The 24,256-nt window shown below is 63.0% G+C and carries 25 protein-coding genes, 1 other RNA gene and 1 riboswitch; of the genes, 15 read left to right on the forward strand and 11 right to left on the reverse strand.

The features are described 5' to 3' along the window. Positions 1-338 precede the first annotated feature (338 nt). The gene (locus RA164_RS06885; protein WP_329743214.1) at positions 339-1,250 is read left to right on the forward strand and encodes a polysaccharide pyruvyl transferase family protein; all 912 of its coding nucleotides are present in this window, start codon (positions 339-341) and stop codon (positions 1,248-1,250) included. 24 nt (positions 1,251-1,274) lie between these two features. Here RA164_RS06885 and RA164_RS06890 read toward each other — a convergent pair whose 3' ends face one another. The 4 genes from RA164_RS06890 to RA164_RS06905 all read right to left on the reverse strand — a co-directional run bounded on the left by RA164_RS06890 (position 1,275) and on the right by RA164_RS06905 (position 5,436). Further along, positions 1,275-3,512, reverse strand: a complete 2,238-nt coding sequence (locus RA164_RS06890; protein WP_329743215.1) for a hypothetical protein — start codon at positions 3,510-3,512, stop codon at positions 1,275-1,277. Between the two features lie 296 nt (positions 3,513-3,808). Beyond that, positions 3,809-4,054, reverse strand: a complete 246-nt coding sequence (locus RA164_RS06895) for a hypothetical protein (RefSeq protein ID WP_329743216.1) — start codon at positions 4,052-4,054, stop codon at positions 3,809-3,811. A gap of 444 nt (positions 4,055-4,498) precedes the next feature. Next, positions 4,499-5,017 (reverse strand): SRPBCC domain-containing protein, encoded by a 519-nt coding sequence (locus RA164_RS06900; RefSeq protein WP_329743217.1) that lies wholly within the window; start codon positions 5,015-5,017, stop codon positions 4,499-4,501. Between the two features lie 44 nt (positions 5,018-5,061). Then, on the reverse strand, positions 5,062-5,436 hold the full coding sequence (locus tag RA164_RS06905; RefSeq protein ID WP_329743218.1) for a VOC family protein: 375 nt from the start codon (positions 5,434-5,436) through the stop codon (positions 5,062-5,064). A 58-nt stretch (positions 5,437-5,494) separates the two neighbouring features. Here RA164_RS06905 and RA164_RS06910 point away from each other — a divergent pair, with 58 nt between their 5' ends. Next, positions 5,495-5,914 carry a LamG domain-containing protein gene (locus tag RA164_RS06910; protein ID WP_329743219.1) on the forward strand — a complete coding sequence of 140 codons (420 nt, stop codon included), beginning with the start codon at positions 5,495-5,497 and terminating at the stop codon, positions 5,912-5,914. 204 nt (positions 5,915-6,118) lie between these two features. After that, positions 6,119-6,721 carry a cation transporter gene (locus RA164_RS06915; protein ID WP_329743220.1) on the forward strand — a complete coding sequence of 201 codons (603 nt, stop codon included), beginning with the start codon at positions 6,119-6,121 and terminating at the stop codon, positions 6,719-6,721. Positions 6,722-6,842: 121 nt separating this feature from the next. On the opposite strand, the gene RA164_RS06920 is transcribed toward RA164_RS06915, so the two are convergent. Continuing rightward, positions 6,843-7,370, reverse strand: a complete 528-nt coding sequence (locus tag RA164_RS06920; RefSeq protein WP_329743221.1) for a hypothetical protein — start codon at positions 7,368-7,370, stop codon at positions 6,843-6,845. 76 nt (positions 7,371-7,446) lie between these two features. On the opposite strand from RA164_RS06920, the gene RA164_RS06925 reads away from it, so the two are divergent. Beyond that, positions 7,447-7,695: a hypothetical protein gene (locus tag RA164_RS06925; RefSeq protein ID WP_329743222.1), complete on the forward strand. Its 249-nt coding sequence runs from the start codon at positions 7,447-7,449 to the stop codon at positions 7,693-7,695. 176 nt (positions 7,696-7,871) lie between these two features. On the opposite strand, the gene ssrA is transcribed toward RA164_RS06925, so the two are convergent. Beyond that, positions 7,872-8,226: a transfer-messenger RNA gene (gene ssrA, locus RA164_RS06930) on the reverse strand. 103 nt (positions 8,227-8,329) lie between these two features. Then, a complete protein-coding gene (gene smpB / locus RA164_RS06935; RefSeq protein WP_329743223.1) occupies positions 8,330-8,821 on the reverse strand; it encodes an SsrA-binding protein SmpB in 492 nt (163 codons plus the stop codon). Between the two features lie 83 nt (positions 8,822-8,904). On the opposite strand from smpB, the gene RA164_RS06940 reads away from it, so the two are divergent. Both RA164_RS06940 and RA164_RS06945 read left to right on the forward strand, forming a co-directional pair. Beyond that, a complete protein-coding gene (locus RA164_RS06940) occupies positions 8,905-9,336 on the forward strand; it encodes a type II toxin-antitoxin system RatA family toxin (protein WP_329743500.1) in 432 nt (143 codons plus the stop codon). Positions 9,337-9,340: 4 nt separating this feature from the next. Continuing rightward, the gene (locus tag RA164_RS06945) at positions 9,341-9,607 is read left to right on the forward strand and encodes an RnfH family protein (RefSeq protein ID WP_329743224.1); all 267 of its coding nucleotides are present in this window, start codon (positions 9,341-9,343) and stop codon (positions 9,605-9,607) included. A gap of 8 nt (positions 9,608-9,615) precedes the next feature. Here RA164_RS06945 and RA164_RS06950 read toward each other — a convergent pair whose 3' ends face one another. After that, on the reverse strand, positions 9,616-10,095 hold the full coding sequence (locus RA164_RS06950) for an outer membrane protein assembly factor BamE (protein WP_329743225.1): 480 nt from the start codon (positions 10,093-10,095) through the stop codon (positions 9,616-9,618). Between the two features lie 79 nt (positions 10,096-10,174). On the opposite strand from RA164_RS06950, the gene fur reads away from it, so the two are divergent. Beyond that, on the forward strand, positions 10,175-10,591 hold the full coding sequence (gene fur, locus RA164_RS06955; RefSeq protein ID WP_329743226.1) for a ferric iron uptake transcriptional regulator: 417 nt from the start codon (positions 10,175-10,177) through the stop codon (positions 10,589-10,591). A 303-nt stretch (positions 10,592-10,894) separates the two neighbouring features. On the opposite strand, the gene RA164_RS06960 is transcribed toward fur, so the two are convergent. Beyond that, a complete protein-coding gene (locus RA164_RS06960; protein WP_412731092.1) occupies positions 10,895-12,502 on the reverse strand; it encodes an MASE1 domain-containing sensor histidine kinase in 1,608 nt (535 codons plus the stop codon). 57 nt (positions 12,503-12,559) lie between these two features. On the opposite strand from RA164_RS06960, the gene RA164_RS06965 reads away from it, so the two are divergent. Further along, on the forward strand, positions 12,560-13,207 hold the full coding sequence (locus RA164_RS06965) for a response regulator transcription factor (protein WP_329743228.1): 648 nt from the start codon (positions 12,560-12,562) through the stop codon (positions 13,205-13,207). Here the strand turns inward: RA164_RS06965 and recN are convergent. After that, on the reverse strand, positions 13,199-14,872 hold the full coding sequence (gene recN, locus RA164_RS06970; RefSeq protein ID WP_329743229.1) for a DNA repair protein RecN: 1,674 nt from the start codon (positions 14,870-14,872) through the stop codon (positions 13,199-13,201). The genes RA164_RS06965 and recN overlap by 9 nt on opposite strands. A 143-nt stretch (positions 14,873-15,015) precedes the next feature. Between recN and hrcA the strand changes: the two genes are divergently transcribed. The 6 genes from hrcA to RA164_RS07000 all read left to right on the forward strand — a co-directional run bounded on the left by hrcA (position 15,016) and on the right by RA164_RS07000 (position 22,192). After that, positions 15,016-16,077, forward strand: a complete 1,062-nt coding sequence (gene hrcA / locus RA164_RS06975) for a heat-inducible transcriptional repressor HrcA (RefSeq protein ID WP_329743230.1) — start codon at positions 15,016-15,018, stop codon at positions 16,075-16,077. Between the two features lie 81 nt (positions 16,078-16,158). Next, entirely contained in the window at positions 16,159-16,692 is a 534-nt protein-coding gene (gene grpE, locus RA164_RS06980) for a nucleotide exchange factor GrpE (protein WP_329743231.1), read from the forward strand. A gap of 67 nt (positions 16,693-16,759) precedes the next feature. Then, entirely contained in the window at positions 16,760-18,727 is a 1,968-nt protein-coding gene (gene dnaK / locus RA164_RS06985; protein ID WP_329743501.1) for a molecular chaperone DnaK, read from the forward strand. 126 nt (positions 18,728-18,853) lie between these two features. Continuing rightward, positions 18,854-19,972, forward strand: a complete 1,119-nt coding sequence (dnaJ, locus tag RA164_RS06990; RefSeq protein ID WP_329743502.1) for a molecular chaperone DnaJ — start codon at positions 18,854-18,856, stop codon at positions 19,970-19,972. An 86-nt stretch (positions 19,973-20,058) separates the two neighbouring features. Beyond that, the gene (gene dapB, locus RA164_RS06995) at positions 20,059-20,856 is read left to right on the forward strand and encodes a 4-hydroxy-tetrahydrodipicolinate reductase (protein WP_329743232.1); all 798 of its coding nucleotides are present in this window, start codon (positions 20,059-20,061) and stop codon (positions 20,854-20,856) included. A gap of 94 nt (positions 20,857-20,950) precedes the next feature. Then, positions 20,951-21,094, forward strand: a riboswitch (yybP-ykoY riboswitch). 96 nt (positions 21,095-21,190) lie between these two features. Then, entirely contained in the window at positions 21,191-22,192 is a 1,002-nt protein-coding gene (locus RA164_RS07000; protein ID WP_329743233.1) for a sodium:calcium antiporter, read from the forward strand. Between the two features lie 16 nt (positions 22,193-22,208). Here the strand turns inward: RA164_RS07000 and RA164_RS07005 are convergent, their stop codons facing one another. Beyond that, positions 22,209-22,904: a 2OG-Fe(II) oxygenase gene (locus tag RA164_RS07005; RefSeq protein WP_329743234.1), complete on the reverse strand. Its 696-nt coding sequence runs from the start codon at positions 22,902-22,904 to the stop codon at positions 22,209-22,211. A 223-nt stretch (positions 22,905-23,127) separates the two neighbouring features. Between RA164_RS07005 and carA the strand changes: the two genes are divergently transcribed. Then, complete coding sequence (gene carA / locus RA164_RS07010; protein ID WP_329743235.1) at positions 23,128-24,255, forward strand: glutamine-hydrolyzing carbamoyl-phosphate synthase small subunit; 1,128 nt, start codon at positions 23,128-23,130, stop codon at positions 24,253-24,255. Position 24,256 lies beyond the last annotated feature (1 nt).

Here is a 24,256-nt window from a genome sequence, read left to right on the forward strand (position 1 = left end):
TTTCTGTACGGACACGGTTACAGGGTCATGCCATGCAGCCGATCGCATCAGCATGGCGGGGCCCATGCCCGGCGAGGTTTGCCCGGCACCAAAACAGAAGAGCATGTATGGCTGTGCAAGCAACAGATGAGGTCGCGACATCGGCTTCGAAAATGGTGCCCTTCGGTGGCAGCCAGCATGCGAAGACGGACTGCTCCAGTACATGTCACCGTGTATCCTGTGCGCTTCGGCGGGTGGCTGCTGCGTGTATCCGGCGAGTTGTTTTTGGCCATTTTCGTAATGGCCGGTGACTCGCCTGTTGCATTGCGCGGCAAGTATTACATCAGGGGTGCCATGGCGTGAAGCTCTACTATTACAAGGACAGGCACGGCAATTTTGGCGATGACCTGAATCCATGGCTATGGTCGAAACTGCTTCCGGAAATGTTCGATGATGACGATTCCGAGCTCTTCGTGGGCATCGGCACGTTGTTGAACAACAATATTCCGAAACAGCCGCGAAAAGTGGTTTTCGGGTCTGGTGCCGGCTACGGCTCGGCGCTGCCCGATATCGACGACAAATGGACTTTCTATTGCGTCCGTGGCCCGGTTACCGCTGCCAGACTGGGTCTTGCCGAGTCATGTGCCATCACGGATGCGGCCGCCCTGGTATCCACGGTGTACAACGCACACGCCCAGAAGCGGGACGGGGTTGCATTCATTCCTCACCACGTCAGTGCGCGGCACATGGACTGGCAAGCGGTCTGCCGACAGGTCGGTGTCCGTTACATCGACCCAAGGCGGGATGTCGAAACCGTGCTGAGTGAAATTGCCGGTGCTTCGGCCGTGATCACAGAAGCCATGCATGGTGCGATTCTGGCGGACACCTTCAGAATTCCGTGGATGCCGGTTGTTCTGTACGGGCATGTCCTCAAATCCAAATGGGAAGACTGGAGCCAGTCACTGTCTCTTGAATATGAGCCGAGGCAATTGGAAGGCGTATGGGACCCCGACTACAACTTCGGAACCATGGACAGGCTGAAAATCCGTACAAAGCGCAGCTTCGGTCGCATGGGAATATCGCCGGCATCGTGGACGCCGCCGCCGCCCAAAAGCACGAAGAAAGAGATTGACCGGTTCCTGACGGCATTCGAAGGGCTGACCAGAAATCCCTCCTTCCAGCTCAGTCGCGACTCGGTCTTTGACAGTGCGTTGGCACGCCTTGTCGAGAAGCTCGACCAGTTGCGGCGGGACCGCCGTATCGTCGTCTGAATTGCTCGTGTTCGCGGAGGGACGTCAGCGCGCTTTGCCTGCCGCTGCCTTTGGTGACATGGGGAACAACAAGGCGTTCGCCGGCAGGCTTCGCGGTATGACCGCAAAGTTGGGATAGTTGTTGTAGGCCATGCGTCCCGATGGCTTCACGCTGCGCGACTCGAACAGGTTCCATGCAACCTGTGCGTTCGGCAGACCGCTCTCGGCGGCGGATGCGACTCCGATCTGGAAATTGGCCGGGAATCCGGTGGCGGAATAGGGGTACCCCGACATTTTTCCCTTCTGCCATGGTCTCTTGCGCAGCTTTCCCATGGCTTCGACCATCGCGGACGAATTGCAGGCTAGGCCGACCAGGGTTGGGAAGGTTGCCTTGTAGACTGCGGTAAAGGACGGCAGCCATTGACTCGCCGCATCCTTCGTTTCGATGTCGTATGCCGACGCCTGCAGCCAGCAGTAACCTTGCCTCGGCTTGCTTTGCCAGTCGGTCATCAGGCCTATCTCGAACGCGGCAAGCCAGTTGCGGAACCTGGCGGCGCCGGAAAAGCCGAGATCCGCTGCGTGAGCGGCTGACCAGGTCAGGAAATTGTGCTGCCACGGTGCCACGCCATTCCGTTTGCCGCCGTGCAGACTGTAGACGTTGCTGTCGTCGGGTACATGCAGGGGATTGGCGGATGGGTTGTCGCTGTACTCCTTGTTCCACTCGGCCAGTGAATCAGTCACGGCAGCAGTGAACTCGGCCTTCAGCGGATAGTTGTCGGGAAGCAGCCAGGCGGCTTCGGCCATGTCACGCAGGGTCCAGGCCTTGGCGCGTATCGAGTGGTACGCGTCATCTATCAGCAAATGCGAAAACCCCCGGTATTTCTCGTTAGGATTCAGCTCGTTCATCGAGGCGCCGAAGGCCAGTTCCGACATGTAGTAGTAGTCGCCGGTCACCATATAGGGCACGTACGATTCCGCGGGTTGATGTTCGGCGCTCCAGTGAAAGGGATTGCCCGTGCCGTACCAGGATTTGGTGCAGCCCTTGACCACTGCGTTGTTGGTGCACCCCTGGATCAGATCGGCCTTGTACTGTGTGCCTGTCGTGGTGTTTCTCTCGGCTACACGGTTGGCGTATGCCCAGTCCTTGAGGGTGACATGGGGGTGTCGCCGGATGCTTACCGGCCATCCCGTCTGCGGGTCGCGATAGTGGATGCTGTAGGCGCCGAGTGCATCGGTGTTGGCCAGCATCCAGCGATAGGCGCGGATATCCGGATCGACGATGTATAGGCTGCTCCAGCGGGGCAGCGGACCGATACCCGCCTGGGCGCCGGTGTTGTTCATGTTTTTTGTCTGGTCGCAATGATCCAGCGGTGCACAGAACTGGCGTACCCGGTTGAGAAATACCTCATCCGGTTTCAACGCCATGTAGCGGGAGACAGCTTTGCTTGCCTGGATGTATCGGGTGTCCTGTTGTACGTAGAGTTCTGGACGATGGCCGTTCCACCACAGCACGTGGTGCCAGCGCGTATAGGCATATTGGGTCAGCGCCGGGCTGAGGTAGGTGGCGCTTCCCGATGTCATCTCGGCTTTGTATTGCGGCTGGGTCTGCGGCAGAAACGCTGACGTGTTCTCGACGATGATGTCGGTGCGCACGTCGCCGATCCGGCCTGGCGCGGCCCCGGCGTAGGCACGCACCGCGAAATAGATATTCAGACTCGGATTGGAGGTGCCGTCTGCCGCGGTCACTGGTCCGTGGACCACCCATGCGCCGACAAGCGGGCCGTCCAGCCACACGTTGCACTCGGTTCCCCATGCCTTGCAGGTGTGCTTGGCGCTGGCTGACTGCAGCAAGGAACGCGCACTGGCCGTGTAACTTTTGCCGTCGATGCTAACGGATATCCGGGCGTCGTAGGTGGTATCGAGAAGTTGTGCCAGGGTAGGGCTGGCCCCGGTCGCTGCCGAGCCCGGGCCGGTGGCGAGTGTCAGCGCGCCTTTCGCGTCGCCGGGCAGCGATGGAAGCATCGCCGTCAGCACGGCATGACGCAGACTACCGTCGGGGTTGGTTGCTTTGATATCCACCTGCAGGGGTACAAGCCGGCCATCAAAGCGGGCAGCGAGCGCGGTTCCCCTTGGCACGTCGCCGTTCTTGAATACCTGGCCGAACGTAGCCGGGACGTGACTCTGTCCGCGTCCGGAGAGACTGATCAGGTGATCGGTAACCACGATGCCGGCACTTGCCTGAAACGACGCCAGTAGCGCGGTAAGGCCGATACCGGCCAGCATCGTTCGAAGCAGAGCTTGGCCGCATCGATCCGTCTGAGCACTCACCATGATTCTCCACGCGCGTTCGCGACAGCGTTGAATTCGGTTGCCTGAAAGTGTGTTTGTAGATCTGCTGAATCAAACGCCCGCAGCCGAAGTGCAGTGATCCCATTCGGGCGGCTGGCAGCCGGCGTTTCCCTGACGCCGGACGTCAAGCGTACTCCAGGCGCGTATGGTGCGCCGTGCACAGCCGCTGCCGGGTTTATCTGGAGCTTAAAGTGATTGAATATGCCTTGCGCGTCGCGGTGGCACCCGAGTCACGCCGCAGCCGTTTCGTCAGATTCGGTGCCAGGATGAGCATAATGGCCCAAGCGGGTTGTGCCTTCCGGGCTGACCAGATCCACACTGGCGGTCATGCCGGTTCGCTCGTGGTGATCCCGGGCCAGCCTGCGTGCCTCGGTGATGGCTTGTGCCAAGGTGAGGTGGTTCGTCAAACAGAGTTGCCCCTGGCAGATGCACCACATACCGATGGCATCCTCCTGAATTGCGAACAGGACTCTCATCAGGCAACCCTCCATAGAGAAAGGCTCCCTTTCGGGAGCCAGTGAGCCGTGCAACGGGGGGTTACCACGGCTCGGGGCGCCCGGTGCATCGGAGAGGAACCGCCTGACTTCCCGGGCATGCTCAAGTTGCTCCCCATCGAACACGGGCGCCATAGGCGATCGGCAGCAAGTTGTGTAGGAATAATCCGAGTCCACAGAGCACACCCTTGGTGTACTAGAAAACGACAGCCCCGGCGGTAGCCTACAAGTTCGCTAATGACACTGCGTTGACCAAAGGTTGACCAGATCGAGGCTGGCGCAGATCCGTGAACGAAAAAAACTCAAATATTCAATAGCTTAAGTTGTTTGATTGGGGTGGCGGGAGTCATCCCAGGCCACGATCTAACCCCTTGTTCCTGATCGAAAGTGGCACATGCCCAGCCCTTACATGGCACGTAGCCAGCACTACTGCGGCATAGCCTCAACACGCCGCTTCAACGCCAAATTCATCGCGTTCATCTGATTCAGCGTGTCATCCAGAATCGAGCCGGTGAGGTGACCTACCAGCAGCCCCGAAAACCGTTCGCTTTGAACGAAGCGGGTTCCCGTCCCGCTCGCTACAAGCTGAAATCGGTGCTCACCATCGAAGATGCCAGGCATGCCCACATGTCCGAGCCAACGAAGCTCATGGTTGGGCTGCACAACCTGCACGGTGGGGTGAAACACCGCTGCGTTCAACCGGCTTGAGCCAAGATCTATCTCGATGACATTGCCGACGTGGAGGTCTCCCTTGATCCGGAAGATCATCGGGTTCCACGCGGGGTAGGCATTCGTATCAACGAGTACTCGCCAGACGTCAGCCGGTGGGCGATCGATCCATATCGAGGTCGTGACCTCGCGATTTCGGTGCGCCAGAACGACGATCGCTAGCGCCGCAACCAGCAGGAAGGCCAACGACACCGCAGTGAACTTCAAATATCGCATCGCACCTCATTCCTTTGATACCGACACCGGGCGTTGCCAGCGGATCAATCAAGCTGCATCAGTTGAAAGACATTCCCTTCGGGGTCCAGCCCATCGCACATCGAATAGGGAAAGCCGTCGTAGCGCTTGATCGGACGCATCGTCACGCCCACCGAAATCATTCGCTCCCGTGCCGCCATCAGTCCAGAGGCAAGCGAGAAGACGATTTTGCTGTTCGATTGCCCGTGCTCGTCCGCGGGGTGCTCGCGAAAGGCCTTGCCTACCCGATGAAGGGCAAGCTCCATAGCGCCAGCCTTCAACACGGCCCACTCGCCGGCAATCTCCTCAGTCACCTCCAGACCCAGGTGAATCTGGTAGAACTGCTTGAGTCCGTCGACGTCACGGACGTAGAGAATCACTCGGGATATAACAGCTTGCATCGCTTTTCCTTTTCAATGCGCAGAAGAATGACTCGAGGCATCCCATAAGGACATCACGATGAAACGACTCGCCATGCTTCCCCTCGTGGCTGCCGCCGGGCTTCTCGCCCCTTCGGCACGAGCCGGCACGTACTGCTGGGTAGATCATGCCATCCCGCAAGCTAACTCGGTGAAGTTGGAATTTGCCGTGCAACCTCGATACGTGGGCATCACTCACCGCGATGGCAGCCACACCCGGTTCTATGCCGAAACGTCGAAGCCGATGACCGTAAATCTCCACATTGGCGAGGCTATGGAAGTTTCCCAAGGCCTGCACAGCGACTGCCAGATCAAAGCTACGCGTGTCGATGGTCGACTCAGGATCGTCTTCACTTTGGGGGTGGGAATGCCAGGCCTGCCGCCAACCAAGTCCATCGAGGTGTTGGAAGCTGGCGCAGACGGCCGCTTTCATCGGGTGGCCGTGGAGGGCGTCAAATAGGCACCCGAGTCTCCTGCGTCGAGCACCAACTAGGCGCTCGGCAGATGGACTGCGTTGCCGCCGTCAGGCGCTGAGTGCATGGGCGCCTGGCATGGAGGATGCAGGCGTCAGACCTATGCTTCGAGAGCACCACTATCATTCCGATATCGGCGCGCGCATCAGTTTCAAGCACGCAAATAGCGCCCCTCCACTGGAGTCTGCTGCATGACGAAACCAGCTGAACACCAGGATCTCAGACGGGCTGTACTGTTGGTCGCCCTCCTGAACCAGGCTTATTTCGGTGTCGAGTTTGCCGTCGCCTTGCACATCGGCTCCGTCTCGCTGTTCGCCGACAGCGTTGATTTTCTGGAAGACACCGCGGTCAATCTGCTGATCCTGATCGCCCTGGGCTGGAGCATGCGGGCGCGGGCTCGTGTTGGCATGGCCATGGCGAGCGTCCTACTCGTACCGACCGTTGCCATGCTCTGGTCGGTATGGATGAAGATCGGCCACTTCATCCCTCCGGCGCCCATGCCGCTGTCCCTAACGGGTGCTGGTGCACTGGCCGTCAATCTGACCTGTGCGTTCCTGCTGGCCAGATACCGCAAGCATCGCGGCAGCCTTACCAAGGCCGCCTTTCTGTCGGCCCGGAACGACGCCTACGCCAACATTGCGATCATCGCTGCAGGTGTGATCACAACGTTCACCCATTCGGCATGGCCGGACATGGTGGTCGGCCTGGGGATCATGCTGATGAACGCTGATGCAGCCCGGGAGGTCTGGAAGGCTGCGCGCGAGGAGCACCGTCTATCGTCGGCGACCGTCTAGAACCTATCGGCAGTCAGCTGGCCTAGATAGCGCCGGCACTAGCCGGGCGAACGAGGCAAGGATCTACGGGCGGCCATATCGTCCGCCGCAGCGGTGCGGGATTGGCGGGCACAGTGAGGTATCAGCGCTTCCTGCCAGTGACGTACGGATCTAACGCCGTTATCGCATCGGAGAGGTCGTTGGATAGCGCATCGAGGTACGGTCGAATATCCGCCGCTATCTGGACGTTGTCTCTGGATATGCCCCTGACTCGCTCCGCTTCGCGGCTTACGAGTTCTGCCACGCGCAAACACTCTGCATACGCGTGCACGACCTTGGTCGATGTAGGCCGCCCCAGGTCAGGAAGGATGCGAGCAAATCTCTCATGCGTCGGCATCGTCGGCTTTGATAGCCCACGAACCCAGTCAACGAAATGCTGCTCGTGAGTGAGCTTCTTCTGGTCGAAGTCAGACCGACATTGCTCCACCACCTGCCGCCAGGTCGCTAGGTCTGTCTGAAGGGCTTTCGATAGCGCCGCCCTGACGTCGCGCTGGCGACTGCGGTCTTTGCGCCATTGGTAGAGACCTAGCCACAGCGCGACTACTGTGGCACCCATGGTTCCGATCGCGCTCGCGATTTCCCAGCCAGACGTGGTGGCGGCAGGACACATGCAGGCATCTCCTCTTCGATGGTGCGCACGCCGTGCCGTGCTAGTGTCGCGCGAATCCGTTGGCAGGAGCAGCGCCATGTTCCCCTTGACGGAAGAGCACCGCGATATCGAGATTCGATACGGCTACGACATCACGACGGACAGCTGGAGGGCCAACTTCGTGCTACCGGCAAAGCAGACGATGCGTGTTGACTTCCATCGCACTGGCTTCCGCAAACCAATGTCAACACTCGATCCAGGCAAAAACAGCGTCTCCGGCGCCACTGAGGGCGAAGCGCTTGAGCGGGCACGAGCGGAGATCGACAGCTACCTTGTCGACGCGTAGCCCAGAAAGCAGAAGCTCCGCGCTTGGCGAGACGCTGCGGGTGATGCGCGCAGGATTGGCCGCTGTCGAGGGGAGGCCAATGGACGCTACTGGACGACATGAGACAAGAAAAAGGCCGTAACCCTTGCTATTGCTTAGGTTTCCGGCCTTTATTAGACGCCGTTGGACGGCTTTATTGGTGGAGGTGGCGGGAGTCGAACCCGCGTCCGAAGGCGCTTGACGCCCGGTACTACATGCTTAGCTCACCGTTGGATCTCACCCCGGAACAGCACGGTGCGCAAAGCGCATCCCAGGGCCAGCCTGCTTGATTTGGCCAGTTGCCGACAGGCGGCGGCAGTCCAGCGATCCCGTGATGATGACCCTACATCCACGAGCACGAGCACAAGTGGGTTCGGGGCTAGGCCTTAAGCGGCCAGAGCGTAATTGCTGTCGTTGGCAATTATGAGTTTTGCTGCTGGATTAACGAGGAAAGCTGCCCCCTCGGCATGCACCAAGCCATCTCACTACCCCCGTCGAAGCCAGAACACCCCCGGGGAAAAGAAGCTGGATCAGTCGGCCAAGTATATGAGGGCCGTCACCGGCTTATCAATTGTCGGGACGCGCGATTCTTGTGGTGCGATTCCAGCGATGCGGTTCAGGCGGATCGGTTGTGCGCGCGCATGGTGCGCTGCTTCTCGCGTTGCCAGTCGCGTTCCTTGGCGGTGTCGCGCTTGTCGTGCTCCTGCTTGCCGCGGGCGACGCCGATCTCGACCTTGACCTTGTTGCCTTTCCAGTACATCGCAACGGGCACCAGCGTGTAGCCCTTGCGTTCGACGGCGCCGATCAGCTGGTCGATCTCCTGCCGGTGCAGCAGCAGCTTGCGGGTGCGGCGGTCATTGGCGATCACGTGGGTGGAGGCACTGATCAGCGGGGGAATGGATGCGCCCACCAGAAAGATCTCGCCGTCCTGCACGTAGGCATAGCCATCGCCGAAATTGATGCGTCCGGCACGCAGCGACTTCAGCTCCCAGCCCTGCAGGGCGATGCCTGCCTCGTAGCGCTGGTCGATGTGGTATTCGTGTCGGGCACGCTTGTTCAGCGCGATGGTGCTGCTGCCCTTGTTGTCTTTGTCCTTGCTCTTGGCCATGTCCGCTAAACTTCGGGTCTTGTCGCCCTGTGGCCCGTACGGCATCCATGGGGCTTACCGTTCGAGATGGAAATGAGGCTGTCGTGATCGAAATCCGACGAACCGCCCTGGTGAAACATTCGCCGGCTCAGATGTTCGATCTGGTCAATGATGTGGAAGCATACCCAAAGCGCTTCCCCTGGTGTTCCGGTGCCGAGGTACTGGAGCGTGGCGAGAACATGCTGGTGGCGAGACTCGATCTCAAGTTTGCCGGGTTCCATCATAGTTTCACCACGCGCAACACGATGGATCAGCCGCGCCGGTTGCAGGTCAGTCTGGTCAACGGTCCACTTCGTGCGCTCGAGGGTGTCTGGGACTTCACTGCGCTGGGAGATGACGGCTGCAAGATCGCACTGGCGCTGGATTTCGACTATGCCGGCCGGCTTGGTGGTGCGGCGCTCCGGCTGGGTTTCCAGGGGCTGGCAAGCCGCATGGTCGATGACTTCTGTCGCGAGGCCGATCGGGCGTATGGCTGATCGCATGATCGTGGAAGTAGCCTGCGCGTGGCCGGATCGCCAGCTTGTCTACCGTGTCGAGCTGGCGCCGGGGAGCACGGTGATGCAGGCGATCGAAGCGTCGGGGCTGCTGCGTGATGAGCCGTGCCTGGAACTTGACCCGGCCCGGCTGGGCGTCTTCGCCCGGCGCGTGGCGCCGGGCGACATCCTTCGCGATGGTGACCGCGTGGAGATCTACCGCCCGCTGACTGTCGATCCGAAAGAGGCGAGGCGGCGACGGGCTGGACGCTGACCGGAAGCTCAGTTCTGACCGCCGGCAGGCTTGGTGTTGCTGGCGCCAACACTGATGGCCGGCTCGTCCTTCTTGGTCGAGCTCTTGTCGCCCTTGGTCTCGTTGACCGGGTAGCTCACGTGATACTTCTTGTTCTGTTCCAGCAGTTCCTTGGTGTTCTGCGCGAACGGGGTGCCCTCGACGCGCACCAGTGTGCCGTTCTCGAAGTACAGGCTCATGGAATGCAACTGCATTTTTTCGCCGCGATGCGAATACGTCGACACGTAATCCCAGCGGTCGTGGTCGAACGGGGAGGCCACCGAGGGCGTGCCCAGCAGCGCAAGCACCTGTTCCTTGGTCAACCCGGGCTTGAGCTGGTTCACCGCCTTCTGGTCGATCGACTTGGCGAAAAGATTGCCTTGCTGCACGTCGGGGGTATACACGAGATGGCAGCCCGCCAGCGGCAAGGCCAGCATGGCGAAACCCAGCGTGCGAATCAGTTTTTGCATGCGTGTTGCGTCCGGATCGTGAAGGTATCGGATGATACACTAATGCCTTGATCGCACCGTGTATCGGGGGGAATTGGCGATGGAACAGGAATCTCAGGAACTGCGTCGTGCCGGCCTCAAGGTCACGCATCCGCGCATGCGCATCCTGCAGATCTTCGAGGAAGACGGTGCACGCCATCTGTCCGCCGAAGATGTCTACAAGAGGCTGCTTGCCCATGAAGAGGACATCGGACTGGCAACGGTGTATCGCGTGCTGACCCAGTTCGAAGCCGCCGGCATCCTCGTCAAGCACAATTTCGAGGGGGGGCAGGCCGTCTACGAACTCGATCGCGGGCAGCATCACGATCACATGATCGATGTTGACAGCGGAAAGGTCATCGAGTTCGTCAGCGAGGAGATCGAGAAGCTGCAGCACGCGATCGCCGCCAGTCACGGTTACGTCATCGAGGACCACAGCCTGGTCCTGTACGTGCGCCCCAAAAACCGGCACAAGTAGTATCTGGCGGTGGGCCGGCAGGTTTCTGGCTGAGCCGGCAAGCCCGGAGACGGGGCATAAAAAAAACCGCGGGAGGACTCCTGTCCACCCAGCGGTTTATCCGTTGCCGTATGGCGAAGCGTCATACCCGAGTTGCTCGAAGTAAACGCATGTCGCCCTAGACATCGGCGGAACAGCATCCTGCCGTTCTTCGGGTCAACCGTCCCCACGGCCGACCCGGCACACCATCTTGCGATGGCGGCTCCCCCACATCGATGAAAGGATCGTAACGAAGACTTCACGCGGGAGATATTGGAAAATTTCCTATTCCGGGTGGCTGAGGCGAACTGCCGCACGGTTTGGCGTGCTGCTGTGCAGCAGTACTCGCAGGTGTACGCCGGTCGGTCCGCTACGCAGGCGGAAGACGCCGCCAAGCGAAGTCACACGGTCACGCATGCCTTGCAGACCGCGCCCCTCGCTCTCGACGCGTTCGGGCAATCCGCTGCCGTTGTCGCGAATGTCCAGCAGCGCCAGTACCCTGCCTTGGCGCGTGCCGATACGCAGGCGCAGGCGGAACTCGCTGGCGTGCGCGTGTTTCACGGCATTGGTCGCACTTTCCTGTACCAAACGATAGAGCGCGGTGCGGATATCTTCCTCCAGCAGGCGCGGGTCGCCGTGCAGATCGGTGTAATAGCGCATGCAGGCCGTGCTCAACAGCTGCCGGATCGGTCCTTCGTCCAGGGCCCGCAACAGGCCGAATTCGTCCAGCACAGCCGGGCGCAGGTCGTCCAGCAGGCGATGAAGGGTGCGCCGCATGTGCCCGAGTATGTCGTTGATGGCCGAGGCGGTGTCGGTCAGGCCGGCCTGCTGCAGGCGGGTCTGCGCCAGTTTCACGTGGGTCTGGATCGCGGTCAGGTTCTGGCCCAGTTCGTCATGAAGTTCCGCGGCCATGTGCCGGCGGAGGTCTTCCTCAGCCTGCAGGTTGCCGCGTGCGGCGTCGCGCAGCTGGCGGGCCAACTGGTCCAGACGCCGATTCACGGCTGCAAGGTAGGTGTTCTGCTCGGCGACCCGCGCGCTGCTCTGGCGAAGGGCGTCCGTGGCCGAGCCAAGCATCAGGGCGCCGGTGCCGGCTACGGCTAGGAACAGGTGCGCTGAGGCGGCTGGCGCGGCGTGGGTGGTGAAGTGGTCGACGATCGCCATGCCCAGGCTGGAGATCAGCATCGACAGGCTGGCTCCGCGCCAACCGTGCCTGAAAGCAAAGAACAGCACCGGCGCCAGCGACAGGATGCGGGCAAATTCACGCTGGGGGTCGGACTGCTCGGACAGCGCCAGCAGGATCACCAGGGCCGGCAGCATGACCAGCAAGCCATCCATCAGAAGACCACGCAACGCCCGTGGCGATGGCGGTGCCAGCACCAGCATGATCAGCGGCGGAGTCAGCAACAGGGTGCCGACATAGTTGCCCAGCAGGTCCTGACCCATGACCTGCAGCAGCAGGTCGGTGGTCGGCGGTGCGTGGAGGACGGCCAGCATGGCCGTATCCATGGCTGTTGCGGCCAGGACGGTGAACGCCGCCGACAACAGCAGGCGGGAGACGTCCTCCGGGTTCTGCAGACTCGGCTTCAGGTGGGCTCGTCGCAGCAACCACAGGCAGATGGCCACGACCAGGGGTTGCGGCAGGTCGCCAAAGGCGAAAATGGCCCAGCCCATCGGGCTGCCATGGTGCAGGTCGTTCAGGCCGGCAGCGAGCAGTTCGCCGCCAAGCAGCCATGGCCAGTAGCGGAACGGCGCCAGCAGCAACACGCCGAAGCGCAGGCCGAACGGAAGCATCCAGTAGGGATCGGCGATCGACCAGAGGAATGACCAGCACAGGGCATAGCCCAGGCCGAGCAAGGGGCCGCGAAGAAGCGAGGGCAGGTAGGACGAGCGCATCAGCGGATGGTACACGGGGCGTCTCTGCGGAGCGCCAAGGCTGATACAGTGGCACCCATGTACAGCATTGTTCTGGTTGACGACCACGCGATCGTCCGTGAAGGCTTCAAACGGCTCATCGATCTGGAGCCGGACCTCGAGGTCATTGCCGAGTGCCGCAACGCGGACGACGCCGTCGAGGCGATTGCCCAGCATCGCCCGGACCTGGTGGCGCTCGACCTGTCGTTGCCGGACGGCAGCGGTCTGCCGTTGATCGAACATCTGCGCAGTGTGGCGCCGGATACCCGGATCGTGGTGCTGAGCATGCATGACGGCGAGCCTTATGTGTCAGAGGCTCTGCGTCGCGGGGCCAGCGGCTATGTGACCAAGGGGGTGGCGCCGGAGGAACTGGTGGCCGGACTGCGTGCCGTGATGCAGGGCGAGCAGTTCCTGAGCTCCGACCTCCAGCAGCGACGTGCGGATCGGTCGGGTCAGGAGCTTGATCCGTTCGAGCGCCTGACGGCCCGCGAGCGCGAAGTGTTCCTGCTGCTGGCTGCGGGCCTCGCTCCCAAGCAGGTCGCGGCCGAGCTTGGCATCGGCCAGAAGACGGTCTACATCCACCGGGCCAGCCTGATGGGCAAGCTGGGCGCGGGCTCCGAACTCGATCTGTACCGGATCGCCAGCGAACGCGGCCTGCTCGGTGCGACGAGGAGCAGCTCAGGCTGACTGCGCCTGCTCCAGCATCTTCTTGGCGTGGGCCCGGGTTTCGCGGGTGATCTCCACCCCGCCAAGCATGCGGGCCAGTTCGTCACGACGTCCGTCCGCGCCGAGCAGCTCGATCCGGGTGTGGGTGTCGTTTCCGTCGCTGTGCTTGCTGACGCGCAGGTGGGCATGTCCCTGTGCCGCCACCTGGGGCAGGTGGGTCACGCACAGCACCTGCCGCTTCGAACCGAGCGCGCGCAGCTTCTGGCCGACGACTTCGGCCACGGCGCCGCCGATGCCGCTGTCCACCTCGTCGAACACCATGGTGCCGACACTGTCCTTGCCCAGCGTGGCGACCTCGATGGCCAGGCTGATGCGGGCCAGCTCGCCGCCGGACGCGACCTTGCGCAACGGGCGTGGAGGCTGGCCCGGGTTCGCGCTGACCAGCAGCTCGCAACGTTCGTTGCCCTGGCTGTCCGGTGTGTTGGCAGAACTGGCTTCCAGGGCGACTTCGAGCACGCCGCCGGCCATGCCCAGTTCGCCCATCAGCGCGCTGACTTCGCCACCGAGCTGCTGGGCGGCGTCCCTGCGTGCCTGGCTCAGCGCCTCGGCGGCCTGTGTATAGCGGGCATGGACCCGTGCCTGTTCGCTGGTGAGGCGGTCGAGTATGTCGCCGGCGCCCTCCAGTTCGTCGAACTCGGTGCGCAATGCAGCGAGCTTGTCGTGCAGTTCACCAGCCGGCAGGCGGTATCGACGGCCGAGCTCGTGCAGGTGGGCGAGATGGGCGTCGACTTCGGCGAAGCGTTCGGGGTCCAGATCGACGTCCTGTGCGTAACGGTTGAGTCTGTCCGTGGCTTCGCCAAGCTGGATGGATGCGTTGTCGAGCAGTTCCAGCAAGGGGTTCAGCCGGTCGTCGAGGCCGGCCAGCTTTCCGAGTTCGGCATGGGCGCGGCCCAGCGCGCGCTGCAGTGCGAACTCACTGTCGCCATCCAGCAGTTCGACCACGCCCGAGGCGCCTTCGGCCAGGCGCCCGGCATTGGCCAGGCGTTTGTGGCTGGTTTCCAGTTCGGCCAGTTCGCCGGCCGGGAGGGCCCAGCGTTCCAGTTCAGCCAGTTCGTGGCGCAGCAGGTCCAGCCGCTGTTCGCGGTCATCGCCGCCGCTGAGGCGACGGATCTTCTGCCCCAGCTCGCGCCACTCGGTGGCCAGCGTGCGTACCGACTCGACCTGCGCCTCGTTGCCTGCGTAGGCATCGAGCAGCGTCATCTGGTGGCTGCGGGAGAGCAGTGCCTGGTGTTCGTGCTGGCCATGGATTTCCACCAGCAGGGTCGCGAGTTCGCCCAGTTGTCCGGCGTTGACCGGTCGGCCGTTGATCCACGCGCGCGAGCTGCCTTCGGCACGTATCACGCGCCGCAATTGGCAGCTGCCGTCCTCGTCCAGTTCCTCCCGTTCCAGCCAGGTGCGGGCTTCGGGCAGGTTGCTCAGGTCGAACTCCGCAGCCATCTCGGCGCGATCGCTGCCCGTCCGCACCATGCCGCTGTCGGCACGGGCACCGGCGAGCAGCAGCAGGGCATCGACCAGCAGCGATTTGCCGGCGCCGGTCTCCCCGCTGACGACGGTCAATCCGGGGCCGAAACCGATCTCGGCGGCTTCGACGACGGCAAAATGGCGGACGTAGAGCGAGATGAGCATAGATGGGCTGGGTTCAGTCCGGAGGGTTGTCGGGCGATTGTAGCGGCATGCATGTCGCTACAATCGCCAGTGCGATCGGCCGGCGCTTGCATGCTGGCCGCGTAGACCTTATTTCTTTTGTGTCTCACGGATTGCCACAGCGCATGCCATTTCCCACCCATCACGACCTCGATGCCCGTGCCCGCCGCCTGCTGCGTACGCTGATCGCACAGTATCTGGTCGATGGCGAGCCGGTCGGGTCGCGCACGCTGTCGCGTTCGTCCGGGCTCGAGGTCAGTCCGGCGACGATCCGCAACATCATGTCCGACCTCGAGGATGCCGGGCTGGTGGCCTCGCCGCACACCTCGGCCGGCCGGGTGCCGACACCGCGCGGCCTGCGCCTGTTCGTCGACAGCCTGATCGAGCTGCAACCGCTGCCGCACGAGGAAATGGCCCGCCTGCGCCGCGAACTGCCGCCGCAGCCGGCCACCACGCGGGACCTGCTGGGCAATGCGTCGGCACTGTTGTCGGCGATGACCCACTTCGCGGGGGTGGTGACGGTGCCGCGGCAGGCCGACTTCCCCTTGCGACATATCGATTTCGTGCCGCTGCCCGACGCACGGGTGCTGGTCATCCTGGTGTTCTCGGACAACCAGGTGCAGAACCGTATCGTGCAGCTGGCCAAGCCACTGGATGGCCGCGAACTGGAACAGGCGGCCAATTACATCAACGCTCATTTCGTCGGCCTGCGCGTGGACGATATCCGCGCCCACCTGTTGCGCGAACTGCGCGAGGCGGGCAGCGAACTGAACCGGTTGCTGTCCAGCGCGATGGAACTGGCCGCAGCATCGTTCGCACCCGATGCACAGAATGACGACGTGCTGGTCAGCGGACAGACCAACCTGATGGGGTATGCCGAACTGGCCGACCTCGAGCGCCTGCGCGACCTGTTCGAGGCGTTCCAGAAAAAGAACGAACTGCTGCAATTGATGGAAGTCTGCGCGCGGGCGCCGGGCGTACGCCTGTTCATCGGCGAGGAATCGGGGTTTTCCGCGCTGGACGGCTGCAGTGTCGTCACGGCCAGCTATGGCGCCCAGGGCAAGGTGCTGGGCGCCGTGGGTGTGATCGGTCCCACCCGGATGGCCTACGAGCGGGTGATTCCGGTGGTGCAGGCGACGGCCGGCTTGCTCAGCGACGCCTTGAATCGCGCCGCGACGGCCTCATAAGAGGCTCGGGAGGCGGGGTTCCCCGCAGTTTTTGGACGGTCGGCACGTGGTGCCGGCCACGGATGAGGTTTGGAGTCATTCATGCACAACACTGACCCGCAGGCGTCGAACGCGACGCCCGAAGGAAACGCGGCGGACGAGGCCATGAACGCTGATCTGGAAGCACTGAAGGCACGCGTGGCCGAGCTTGAAGCCAGCAACGCGGAATTGCGCGAAACCGTGCTGCGCGAGAAGGCCGAGCTGGAGAACCAGCGCCGCCGCCTGCATCGCGACCTGGAGCAGGCGCGCCGCTTCGCCAACGAGAAGCTGCTGAACGAACTGCTGCCGGTATTCGATGGGCTGGAAAGCGGCCTGGCCGTGGAAGGCGGCGATGTGACCTCGATGCGTGAGGGCCTCAGCCTAACCCTGAAGTCGCTGCTCAAGGTGGGCGAGAACAACGGTCTGACCCAGGTCGACCCTAGGGGCCAGATGCTCGATCCGGAGCGCCATCATGCGGTAAGCATGGTCGATGCGCAGGACGCTGCACCCGGCACCGTGGTCAACGTGCTGCAGAAGGGCTACGTGTTGAACGAGCGCCTGCTGCGCCCGGCGCTGGTCGCCGTGGCGAAGGACTGACCGCGAGGGAGCGGTCGCGCGCGCAGCGACATGGTTGCGCGGCATTGAATCGGGGGGCACGACCCCCATCTGGAAAACATCGCGGCCGCGGGGGCCGCACCAAGCATCTGGAGCACATCACATGGGCAAGATCATCGGTATCGATCTGGGTACGACCAACTCCTGCGTCGCGGTCATGGACGGCAGCACCACCAAGGTCATCGAGAACGCGGAAGGTGATCGCACCACGCCGTCGATCGTGGCCTTCAGCAAGGATGGCGAAGTGCTGGTGGGCGCGCCGGCCAAGCGTCAGGGCGTGACCAATCCGAAGAACACCTTCTACGCGGTGAAGCGCCTGATCGGCCGCAAGTTCACCGACGCCGAAGTGCAGAAAGACCTCGACATCGTGCCTTACGGCATCGTGGCCCACGACAATGGCGACGCCTGGGTCGAGACCAGCGACGGCAAGAAGATGGCGCCGCAGGAAATCTCGGCCAAGGTGCTGATGAAGATGAAGAAGACCGCCGAGGACTATCTCGGCGAGCCGGTCACCGAGGCCGTGATCACGGTGCCTGCCTACTTCAACGACAGCCAGCGCCAGGCGACCAAGGACGCCGGCCGCATCGCCGGCCTGGAAGTCAAGCGCATCATCAACGAGCCGACGGCGGCGGCACTGGCCTACGGCCTGGACAAGAAGGGTGGTGATCGCAAGATCGCGGTGTATGACCTGGGCGGCGGCACCTTCGACGTGTCGATCATCGAGATCGCCGAGGTCGACGGCGAGAAGCAGTTCGAAGTGCTGGCCACCAATGGCGACACCTTCCTCGGCGGCGAAGACTTCGACAAGCGCGTGATCGACTACCTGGTCGAAGAGTTCCAGAAGGACCAGGGCATCGACCTGCGCAAGGATCCGCTGGCACTGCAGCGTCTGAAGGACGCCGCCGAGCGCGCCAAGATCGAGCTGTCGTCGAGCCACCAGACCGAAGTGAACCTGCCGTACGTGACGGCCGACGCCTCCGGTCCGAAGCACCTCAACATCAAGCTCACCCGTGCCAAGCTGGAAGCGCTGGTCGAGGACCTGGTCAAGCGCACCATCGAGCCGTGCCGCACCGCACTCAACGACGCCGGCCTGCGCGTTTCCGACATCGACGAGGTGATCCTGGTTGGTGGTCAGACCCGCATGCCCAAGGTGCAGGAATCGGTGAAGGACTTTTTCGGCAAGGAGCCGCGCAAGGACGTCAACCCGGACGAGGCCGTGGCCGTCGGCGCGGCGATCCAGGGCGGCGTGCTGGGTGGTTCGGTCAAGGACGTGCTGCTGCTCGACGTGACCCCGCTGTCGCTGGGCATCGAGACCATGGGCGGCGTGATGACCAAGCTGATCGAGAAGAACACCACGGTGCCGACCAAGGCTTCGCAGATCTTCTCCACCGCCGACGACAACCAGACCGCGGTGACCGTGCACGTGCTGCAGGGTGAGCGCGAACGCGCCAACGCCAACAAGTCGCTGGGCAAGTTCGACCTGCAGGGTATCGAAGCGGCGCCGCGCGGCATGCCGCAGATCGAGGTCACCTTCGATATCGACGCCAACGGCATCCTGCATGTGTCGGCCAAGGACAAGAAGACCGGCAAGGAACAGAAGATCGAGATCAAGGCCGGCTCGGGCCTGTCCGACGAGGAAATCCAGCGCATGGTCGCGGACGCCGAGGCGAACAAGGAAGAGGACAAGAAGTTCCACGAGCTCGTCGGTGCCCGCAACAAGGCCGATCAGCTGGTGCACGCCACCCGCAGTGCGTTGAAGGAACACGGCGGCAAGGTGCCGGCCGACCAGCTCAGCGCCATCGAAGGTGCACTGTCCGACCTGGAGAAGGTGAAGGACGGCGACGACAAGGCCGCGATCGAGTCGAAGGTCGAGAAGCTCGAGCAGGTGGCGCAGGCGTTGTACGCTGCGGCTCAGGGTGGTGCGACGCCGCCGCCGGCTCCGGGTGAAGACCCGTCTGCCGCGGCTGATGACGTGGTGGATGCCGAGTTCACCGAGGTCAAGGACGACAAGAAGTAATCGTCGACCGTCGGCGTAGCCGATATGACGCAGCCCGCGCCGGAGCCGCTAGCCGGCGTGGGCTGTTTGCTGACCGGGCCTGGTCCGGAGCAGGTTAGGGGGAGTGTGTGATGTTGTGGGTGCATGATGAGCAAGCGTGATTACTACGAGGTCCTGGGTGTCGAACGTACCGTCACCGAGGTCGAGCTGAAGAAGTCCTTCCGTCGGCTGGCGATGAAGTACCACCCGGACCGCTGCCCGGACGACCCGCACGCACAGGAGAAATTCAAGGAGGCCAAGGAAGCCTACGAAGTGCTGTCCGACGCGCAGAAGCGCGGCATGTACGACCAGTACGGTCACGCCGCCTTCGAAGGCGGCATGGGCGGTGGTCGCCCTGGTGGTTTCGGTGACATGGGCGACATCTTCGGCGACATCTTCGGCGACATTTTCGGTGGTGGCCGGGGACGTCCGCGGCGTGGCTCCGATCTGCGCTACATCATGGAGTTGGATCTCGAGGAGGCCGTGTTCGGCATCGAAAAGACCATCGAGATTCCCACCCAGGTCAATTGCCATCACTGCAACGGCAGCGGCTCGGCCGACGGCAAGACGACCACCTGCACGACCTGCAAGGGCCACGGTCGCGTGCGCATGCAGAACGGCATCTTTTCGATCCAGCAGGCCTGCCCTCATTGTGGCGGTAGCGGTCAGGTGGTGGAGAACCCCTGCAAGCCGTGCCATGGCGAGGGCCGCCTGGACGAGCGTCGCACCTTGTCGGTACAGATTCCTGCTGGCGTGGACAATGGCGACCGCATCCGCCTGAGCGGGCAGGGTGAGGCCGGCCCGTCCGGGGCACCGTCCGGCGACCTGTACGTGGAAGTCCACGTACGCGAACACGAGATCTTCCAGCGTGACGGCAACGATCTTTACTGCGAGGTGCCGATCCGTTTTTCGCAGGCCGCGCTGGGTGTCGAATTGCCGGTGCCGACCCTGGAGGGCGAGGTGCCGATCAACATTCCGGCGGAAACCCAGACCGGGCAGCAGTTCCGTCTGCGCGGCCGTGGCGTCAAGTCGGTGCGCAGTGGCCGTACCGGCGACCTGATCTGCCGGGTGGTGGTGGAAACGCCAGTGCACCTGACCAAGCAGCAGCGCGAATTGTTCGAGCAACTGGAAGCCACCTTCGCCGACGGCAAGGCCGAGAAGCACATGCCGCGCGCCAAGACCTGGGTCGATGGCGTGAAGGAATTCTGGTCGCGGGTCACCGCCTGAGTGCACAGACAAGGGCGTCCGGATTCGGGCCCGTCTGCGGCATGCTTCGTCGCGTTAACCTGCCACTTTCGACTTAGGGACATGCCATGACCGCCCCGCTGCGCATTGCCATCAACGGTGCCTCCGGGCGCATGGGAAAAGAACTGCTGGCCTGCCTGCAGGCTGATGCCCGCTTCGAACTGGTCCACGCCGTGGTTTCTGCGGGTTCAGTGCATGATGGTCAGGCATTGTCCGGCACATCGTTGCGCTATGCGCATGACTGGCAGGATGTACCGGCGCCGGATGTCGTAGTGGACTTCAGCGGCCCGGCCGGTCTTTCCGCCGTGCTCGATTACTGTCTGCCGCGTGGCGTGGCGCTGGTCACCGGCACGACCGGGTTCGATGCCGCGCTCGAGGCTCGCCTGGTCGATGCCGCAACGCGTATGCCGCTGCTCCGTGCCGCGAATTTCAGCCTTGGCATCGCCGTACTGACCCGCCTGCTGCGCGAGGCGGCGGCCGCGCTGCGCGACTGGGACCTCGAAATCATCGAGGCACACCATGGCCGCAAGGAAGATGCGCCGTCAGGCACGGCGCTGGCATTGGGCCATGCGGCGGCGGCGGCACGCGGTTCCGGGCTGGCTCGTGACGCGGTATACAGCCGCGAAGGGCGTACCGGGCCACGTCGCGAAGGATCCATCGGTTTTGCCGTGGTGCGCGGCGGCGACATTGTGGGCGAGCATCAGGCACTGCTTATCGGTCACGGCGAGCGGGTGGAACTGGGGCACCGAGCCACTGATCGCTCGATTTTCGCCCGCGGGGCGCTTGAGGCGGCACACTGGGTGGCTGGCAAGGCAGCGGGCCACTACGACCTGGACGCGATGCTGGCCGAGCGTTCCGGCCGCTGAGTCGCGTCGTCGCCGGCATGGTCCGCGCTGCACGAATGCGGTGATCCACCGGGATAGTTGCTTGTCCCTGCCCGGACCGGTCGATACCATCCGGATACTTGTCATTGGGGAGTAGCCATCCTCGCTGCCGGCAGTCGAATGTGCCTGTCGGTATCGGGGAATCCGCGTCAACAGACTTGGAGTGTTCACTCCATGGTGCGGATGGTCGTCGGCAGGACTTTCGGTCCGGCGACGTACCCGGCGAGACCTTTGGCCGCGATGTGCTCACCCCATGGCCGGGCGAGCCGCATCGTCGCGCCATGGGTAATTCGCTCGCCCGGCCTGGATTGGACGCATGCTCACTGCCTTTTATTTCCTGCTTTCGGCCGGGGCGATCTATGTCGCCTGCGAGTATTTCGTCAATGCCGTGGAGTGGCTGGGCCACAAGCTCGGTCTCGGTGCCACCGCCACGGGCACGGTACTGGCTGCGTTCGGTACCGCACTGCCTGAAAGTGCGGTCACGTTTGTCGCCGTGGTATTTGGCGGCACGGCGAAGGCACGTGACATCGGTGTGGGTGCGGCACTGGGTGGTCCGTTGGTGCTGGCCACGCTGGCTTACGCCGTGGTTGGGGGGGCGCTGTGGTTGAATCGACGCCGTCTCGGGCGCAACGACCGCCGGGTACGGGTGGATCATGCGCGGCTGGCCCGCGACCAGGCCTGGTTCCTGGGCATTTTCATCGTCAAGTGCGGGCTGGGCCTTGTCGTGTTTGCCTTCAAGCCGTGGCTGGGCGTGTTGTTCCTGGCGGCTTATGCCGGTTACGTATGGGGTGAAATCCGGGCCGGTGATACGGCGCCGGAAGATGAGCTGCTGGAGCCACTGAAGTTCCAGCCGCATGCACACGACCCCGGCATGGCTCGGGTAATGCTGCAGGCTTCGCTGGCGCTTGCCGTGATCGCGCTGGCCTCGCGGGTGTTCGTGGCGCAGCTCGATGCGATCGGCCTGGCCCTGCATCTGGCGCCGCATGTGGTCGCTCTGCTACTCAGCCCGGTCGCGACCGAGTTGCCCGAGACGGTGAATGCGCTGATCTGGGTACGCCAGGGCAAGGAGCGCTTGGCTCTGGCGAACATTTCGGGGGCGATGATGATCCAGGCAACCGTGCCCAGTGCACTGGCCATCTTTGCCACACCGTGGCACTTCGATACGACACTGCTGGTGGCCGGGGCGCTGACCGCGCTGGCGATCGTCTACCTGTGGCGGCTGTTCCGGCGCGGCAGCGTGGATGCGCTGCAACTGATGCCGGTCAGCCTGCTTTATGGCGTGTTCGCCGGCTGGATGATCTGGCGTTTCGGCGCCTGAGTGGTGCCGGGGCGGATCAGTCCCGGTGCGAGGCACTCCGGTCACGGCCGGCGCCATGCCGGGTGTCCAGCTTGCCGAGAAGTTTCTTGAATGCCCTGGAGAAGTTGCCGCGCTTGGTCTTGCGGCGCTTTTCGTCCTCACTGGTCAGCCAGGCGACCTGGATGACCCGGCGCTCGCCTTCGTAGGGAAGATGGCCGTGGAAGGAGTTTTCACCACGCCTGAATACGGCGAACTCGCCATACAGCGGGGTCAGCTCCGGTGCGGCGATGTCGTCGATGTCGTCGATGCGGTGGAGGAAGCGAAGGCAGCCTTCGCTGGTGTCCGGCCACTGGCTGTTCAGGTAGAGCAGCGCCGTGGCCACCTTCGATTTGCTGTCTGTATGGATGGTTCCATGCCGCCGGTTGAGCATGCGGCAGATCGTGACCAGCGTCGGGTAGTTGCCCAGGTCGTCGATGCCGAGCCGGCGTCCGACGGCATCGGCGAATGGCCGCGATGTCAGGCCGTTCACCAGCGCATTCACGGAGGGTCCGCAGTCGTCCGGATCGTAGGGAAAGAATCCCGCGCTGGTGTAACGCGGAAAGTCCTTGTCGAGCGCGTGCCGCGCATCGTCCGGCAACTGGCCGTGGGCGATCATGAACGGGAACGGGCTTGTGGCAACCAGCGTGTCCGGACGGTCCAGTCGTGCGGGGTCGAGCAAGGTGGCTGCGTTCATGTGGCTCGCGGAGGTGACAGGATATGGAAGTCTAACGCCCTGGCGTCTTGACCGGATGACACGCGTGTATTTTTAGCGTTCCGGCGCGCCGCACCGGTGGACAGGGCGACTCTTCGCGCCTATCATTGCCACCCGCCCGAGACTTCTCATGACCCGATATCCACAAGCCTGCTTCAAGCGGCTTGCGGATATCGCTGTACCCGAAAAAAAGGCGGCCATACCCATGCCCATTCCCGCTCTGCTTGCCCTCGAAGATGGCAGCGTGTTCCACGGTCACGCCGTGGGCGCAAACGGCGAAACCACCGGTGAGGTGGTATTCAACACGGCGATGACGGGCTATCAGGAGATCCTTACCGATCCCTCATATTCCCGGCAGCTCGTCACCCTGACCTACCCGCATATCGGCAATACCGGTTGCAACCCCGAGGACGAAGAGTCCACGGCGGTGCATGCCGCGGGCCTGATCGTGCGCGATGTGCCGCGCCTGGCGAGCAACTGGCGCAATCGCGAGAGCCTGCCTGATTACCTGAAGCGCAATGGCATCGTGGCGATTGCCGGCATCGATACCCGTCGGCTGACCCGCATTCTGCGCGACAAAGGTGCACAGAATGGTTGCATCGTGGCGGGCGACCATATCGACGCCGACGAGGCACTGGCCAAGGCGCGGGCTTTCCCGGGCCTCAATGGCATGGATCTGGCCAAGGTGGTCAGCACGCAGAAGCGCTATGACTGGTGCGAAGGCACCTACGACCTGGATCGCACGGCATTCGGCGAGCCGACCAAGCGCTTCAAGGTGGTGGCCTACGATTTCGGCGTGAAGCGGAACATCCTGCGCCTGCTCGCCGAGCAGGGCTGCGAGATCACCGTGGTGCCGGCGCAGACTCCGGCTGCCGATGTGCTGGCGATGAAGCCGGACGGCATCTTCCTGTCCAACGGCCCTGGCGATCCGGCGGCCTGCGACTACGCCATCGCCGCGACTCGTGCCTTCCTCGATGCCCGGATTCCGCTGTTCGGTATCTGCCTCGGCCACCAGATCATGGGGCTGGCGATCGGTGCCGAGACGCTGAAGATGAAGTTCGGTCACCACGGTGCGAACCACCCGGTGAAGGACCTGGACGACGGCCGCGTGCTGATCACCAGCCAGAACCACGGCTTTGCGGTGGACCCGGCCACGCTGCCGGCCAACGCGCGCGTGACGCATGCGTCGCTGTTCGACGACTCGCTGCAAGGTTTCGCACTGACCGATCGCCCTGCGTTCTGCTTCCAGGGACACCCGGAGGCGAGCCCGGGTCCGCACGACATCGGTTATCTCTTCGACCGTTTTGCCAAGCTTATGCAGGAGGCCCGTTGAG

The organism is Dyella sp. A6, from assembly GCF_036320485.1.
GTDB classification, from domain to species: domain Bacteria; phylum Pseudomonadota; class Gammaproteobacteria; order Xanthomonadales; family Rhodanobacteraceae; genus Rhodanobacter_A; species Rhodanobacter_A aluminiiresistens.

Excerpts from the sequence above, each read along its gene's own strand:
- RA164_RS06890 (WP_329743215.1), bottom strand. The coding sequence starts at position 3,512 with ATGCTGGCCGGTATCGGCCTTACCGCGCTACTGGCGTCGTTTCAGGCA.
- RA164_RS06895 (WP_329743216.1), bottom strand. The coding sequence starts at position 4,054 with ATGAGAGTCCTGTTCGCAATTCAGGAGGATGCCATCGGTATGTGGTGC.
- RA164_RS06900 (WP_329743217.1), bottom strand. The coding sequence starts at position 5,017 with ATGCGATATTTGAAGTTCACTGCGGTGTCGTTGGCCTTCCTGCTGGTT.
- RA164_RS06905 (WP_329743218.1), bottom strand. The coding sequence starts at position 5,436 with ATGCAAGCTGTTATATCCCGAGTGATTCTCTACGTCCGTGACGTCGAC.
- RA164_RS06910 (WP_329743219.1), top strand. The coding sequence starts at position 5,495 with ATGAAACGACTCGCCATGCTTCCCCTCGTGGCTGCCGCCGGGCTTCTC.
- RA164_RS06915 (WP_329743220.1), top strand. The coding sequence starts at position 6,119 with ATGACGAAACCAGCTGAACACCAGGATCTCAGACGGGCTGTACTGTTG.
- RA164_RS06920 (WP_329743221.1), bottom strand. The coding sequence starts at position 7,370 with ATGTGTCCTGCCGCCACCACGTCTGGCTGGGAAATCGCGAGCGCGATC.
- RA164_RS06925 (WP_329743222.1), top strand. The coding sequence starts at position 7,447 with ATGTTCCCCTTGACGGAAGAGCACCGCGATATCGAGATTCGATACGGC.
- smpB (WP_329743223.1), bottom strand. The coding sequence starts at position 8,821 with ATGGCCAAGAGCAAGGACAAAGACAACAAGGGCAGCAGCACCATCGCG.
- RA164_RS06945 (WP_329743224.1), top strand. The coding sequence starts at position 9,341 with ATGATCGTGGAAGTAGCCTGCGCGTGGCCGGATCGCCAGCTTGTCTAC.
- RA164_RS06950 (WP_329743225.1), bottom strand. The coding sequence starts at position 10,095 with ATGCAAAAACTGATTCGCACGCTGGGTTTCGCCATGCTGGCCTTGCCG.
- fur (WP_329743226.1), top strand. The coding sequence starts at position 10,175 with ATGGAACAGGAATCTCAGGAACTGCGTCGTGCCGGCCTCAAGGTCACG.
- RA164_RS06960 (WP_412731092.1), bottom strand. The coding sequence starts at position 12,502 with ATGCGCTCGTCCTACCTGCCCTCGCTTCTTCGCGGCCCCTTGCTCGGC.
- RA164_RS06965 (WP_329743228.1), top strand. The coding sequence starts at position 12,560 with ATGTACAGCATTGTTCTGGTTGACGACCACGCGATCGTCCGTGAAGGC.
- recN (WP_329743229.1), bottom strand. The coding sequence starts at position 14,872 with ATGCTCATCTCGCTCTACGTCCGCCATTTTGCCGTCGTCGAAGCCGCC.
- hrcA (WP_329743230.1), top strand. The coding sequence starts at position 15,016 with ATGCCATTTCCCACCCATCACGACCTCGATGCCCGTGCCCGCCGCCTG.
- grpE (WP_329743231.1), top strand. The coding sequence starts at position 16,159 with ATGCACAACACTGACCCGCAGGCGTCGAACGCGACGCCCGAAGGAAAC.
- dnaJ (WP_329743502.1), top strand. The coding sequence starts at position 18,854 with ATGAGCAAGCGTGATTACTACGAGGTCCTGGGTGTCGAACGTACCGTC.
- dapB (WP_329743232.1), top strand. The coding sequence starts at position 20,059 with ATGACCGCCCCGCTGCGCATTGCCATCAACGGTGCCTCCGGGCGCATG.
- RA164_RS07000 (WP_329743233.1), top strand. The coding sequence starts at position 21,191 with ATGCTCACTGCCTTTTATTTCCTGCTTTCGGCCGGGGCGATCTATGTC.
- RA164_RS07005 (WP_329743234.1), bottom strand. The coding sequence starts at position 22,904 with ATGAACGCAGCCACCTTGCTCGACCCCGCACGACTGGACCGTCCGGAC.
- carA (WP_329743235.1), top strand. The coding sequence starts at position 23,128 with ATGCCCATTCCCGCTCTGCTTGCCCTCGAAGATGGCAGCGTGTTCCAC.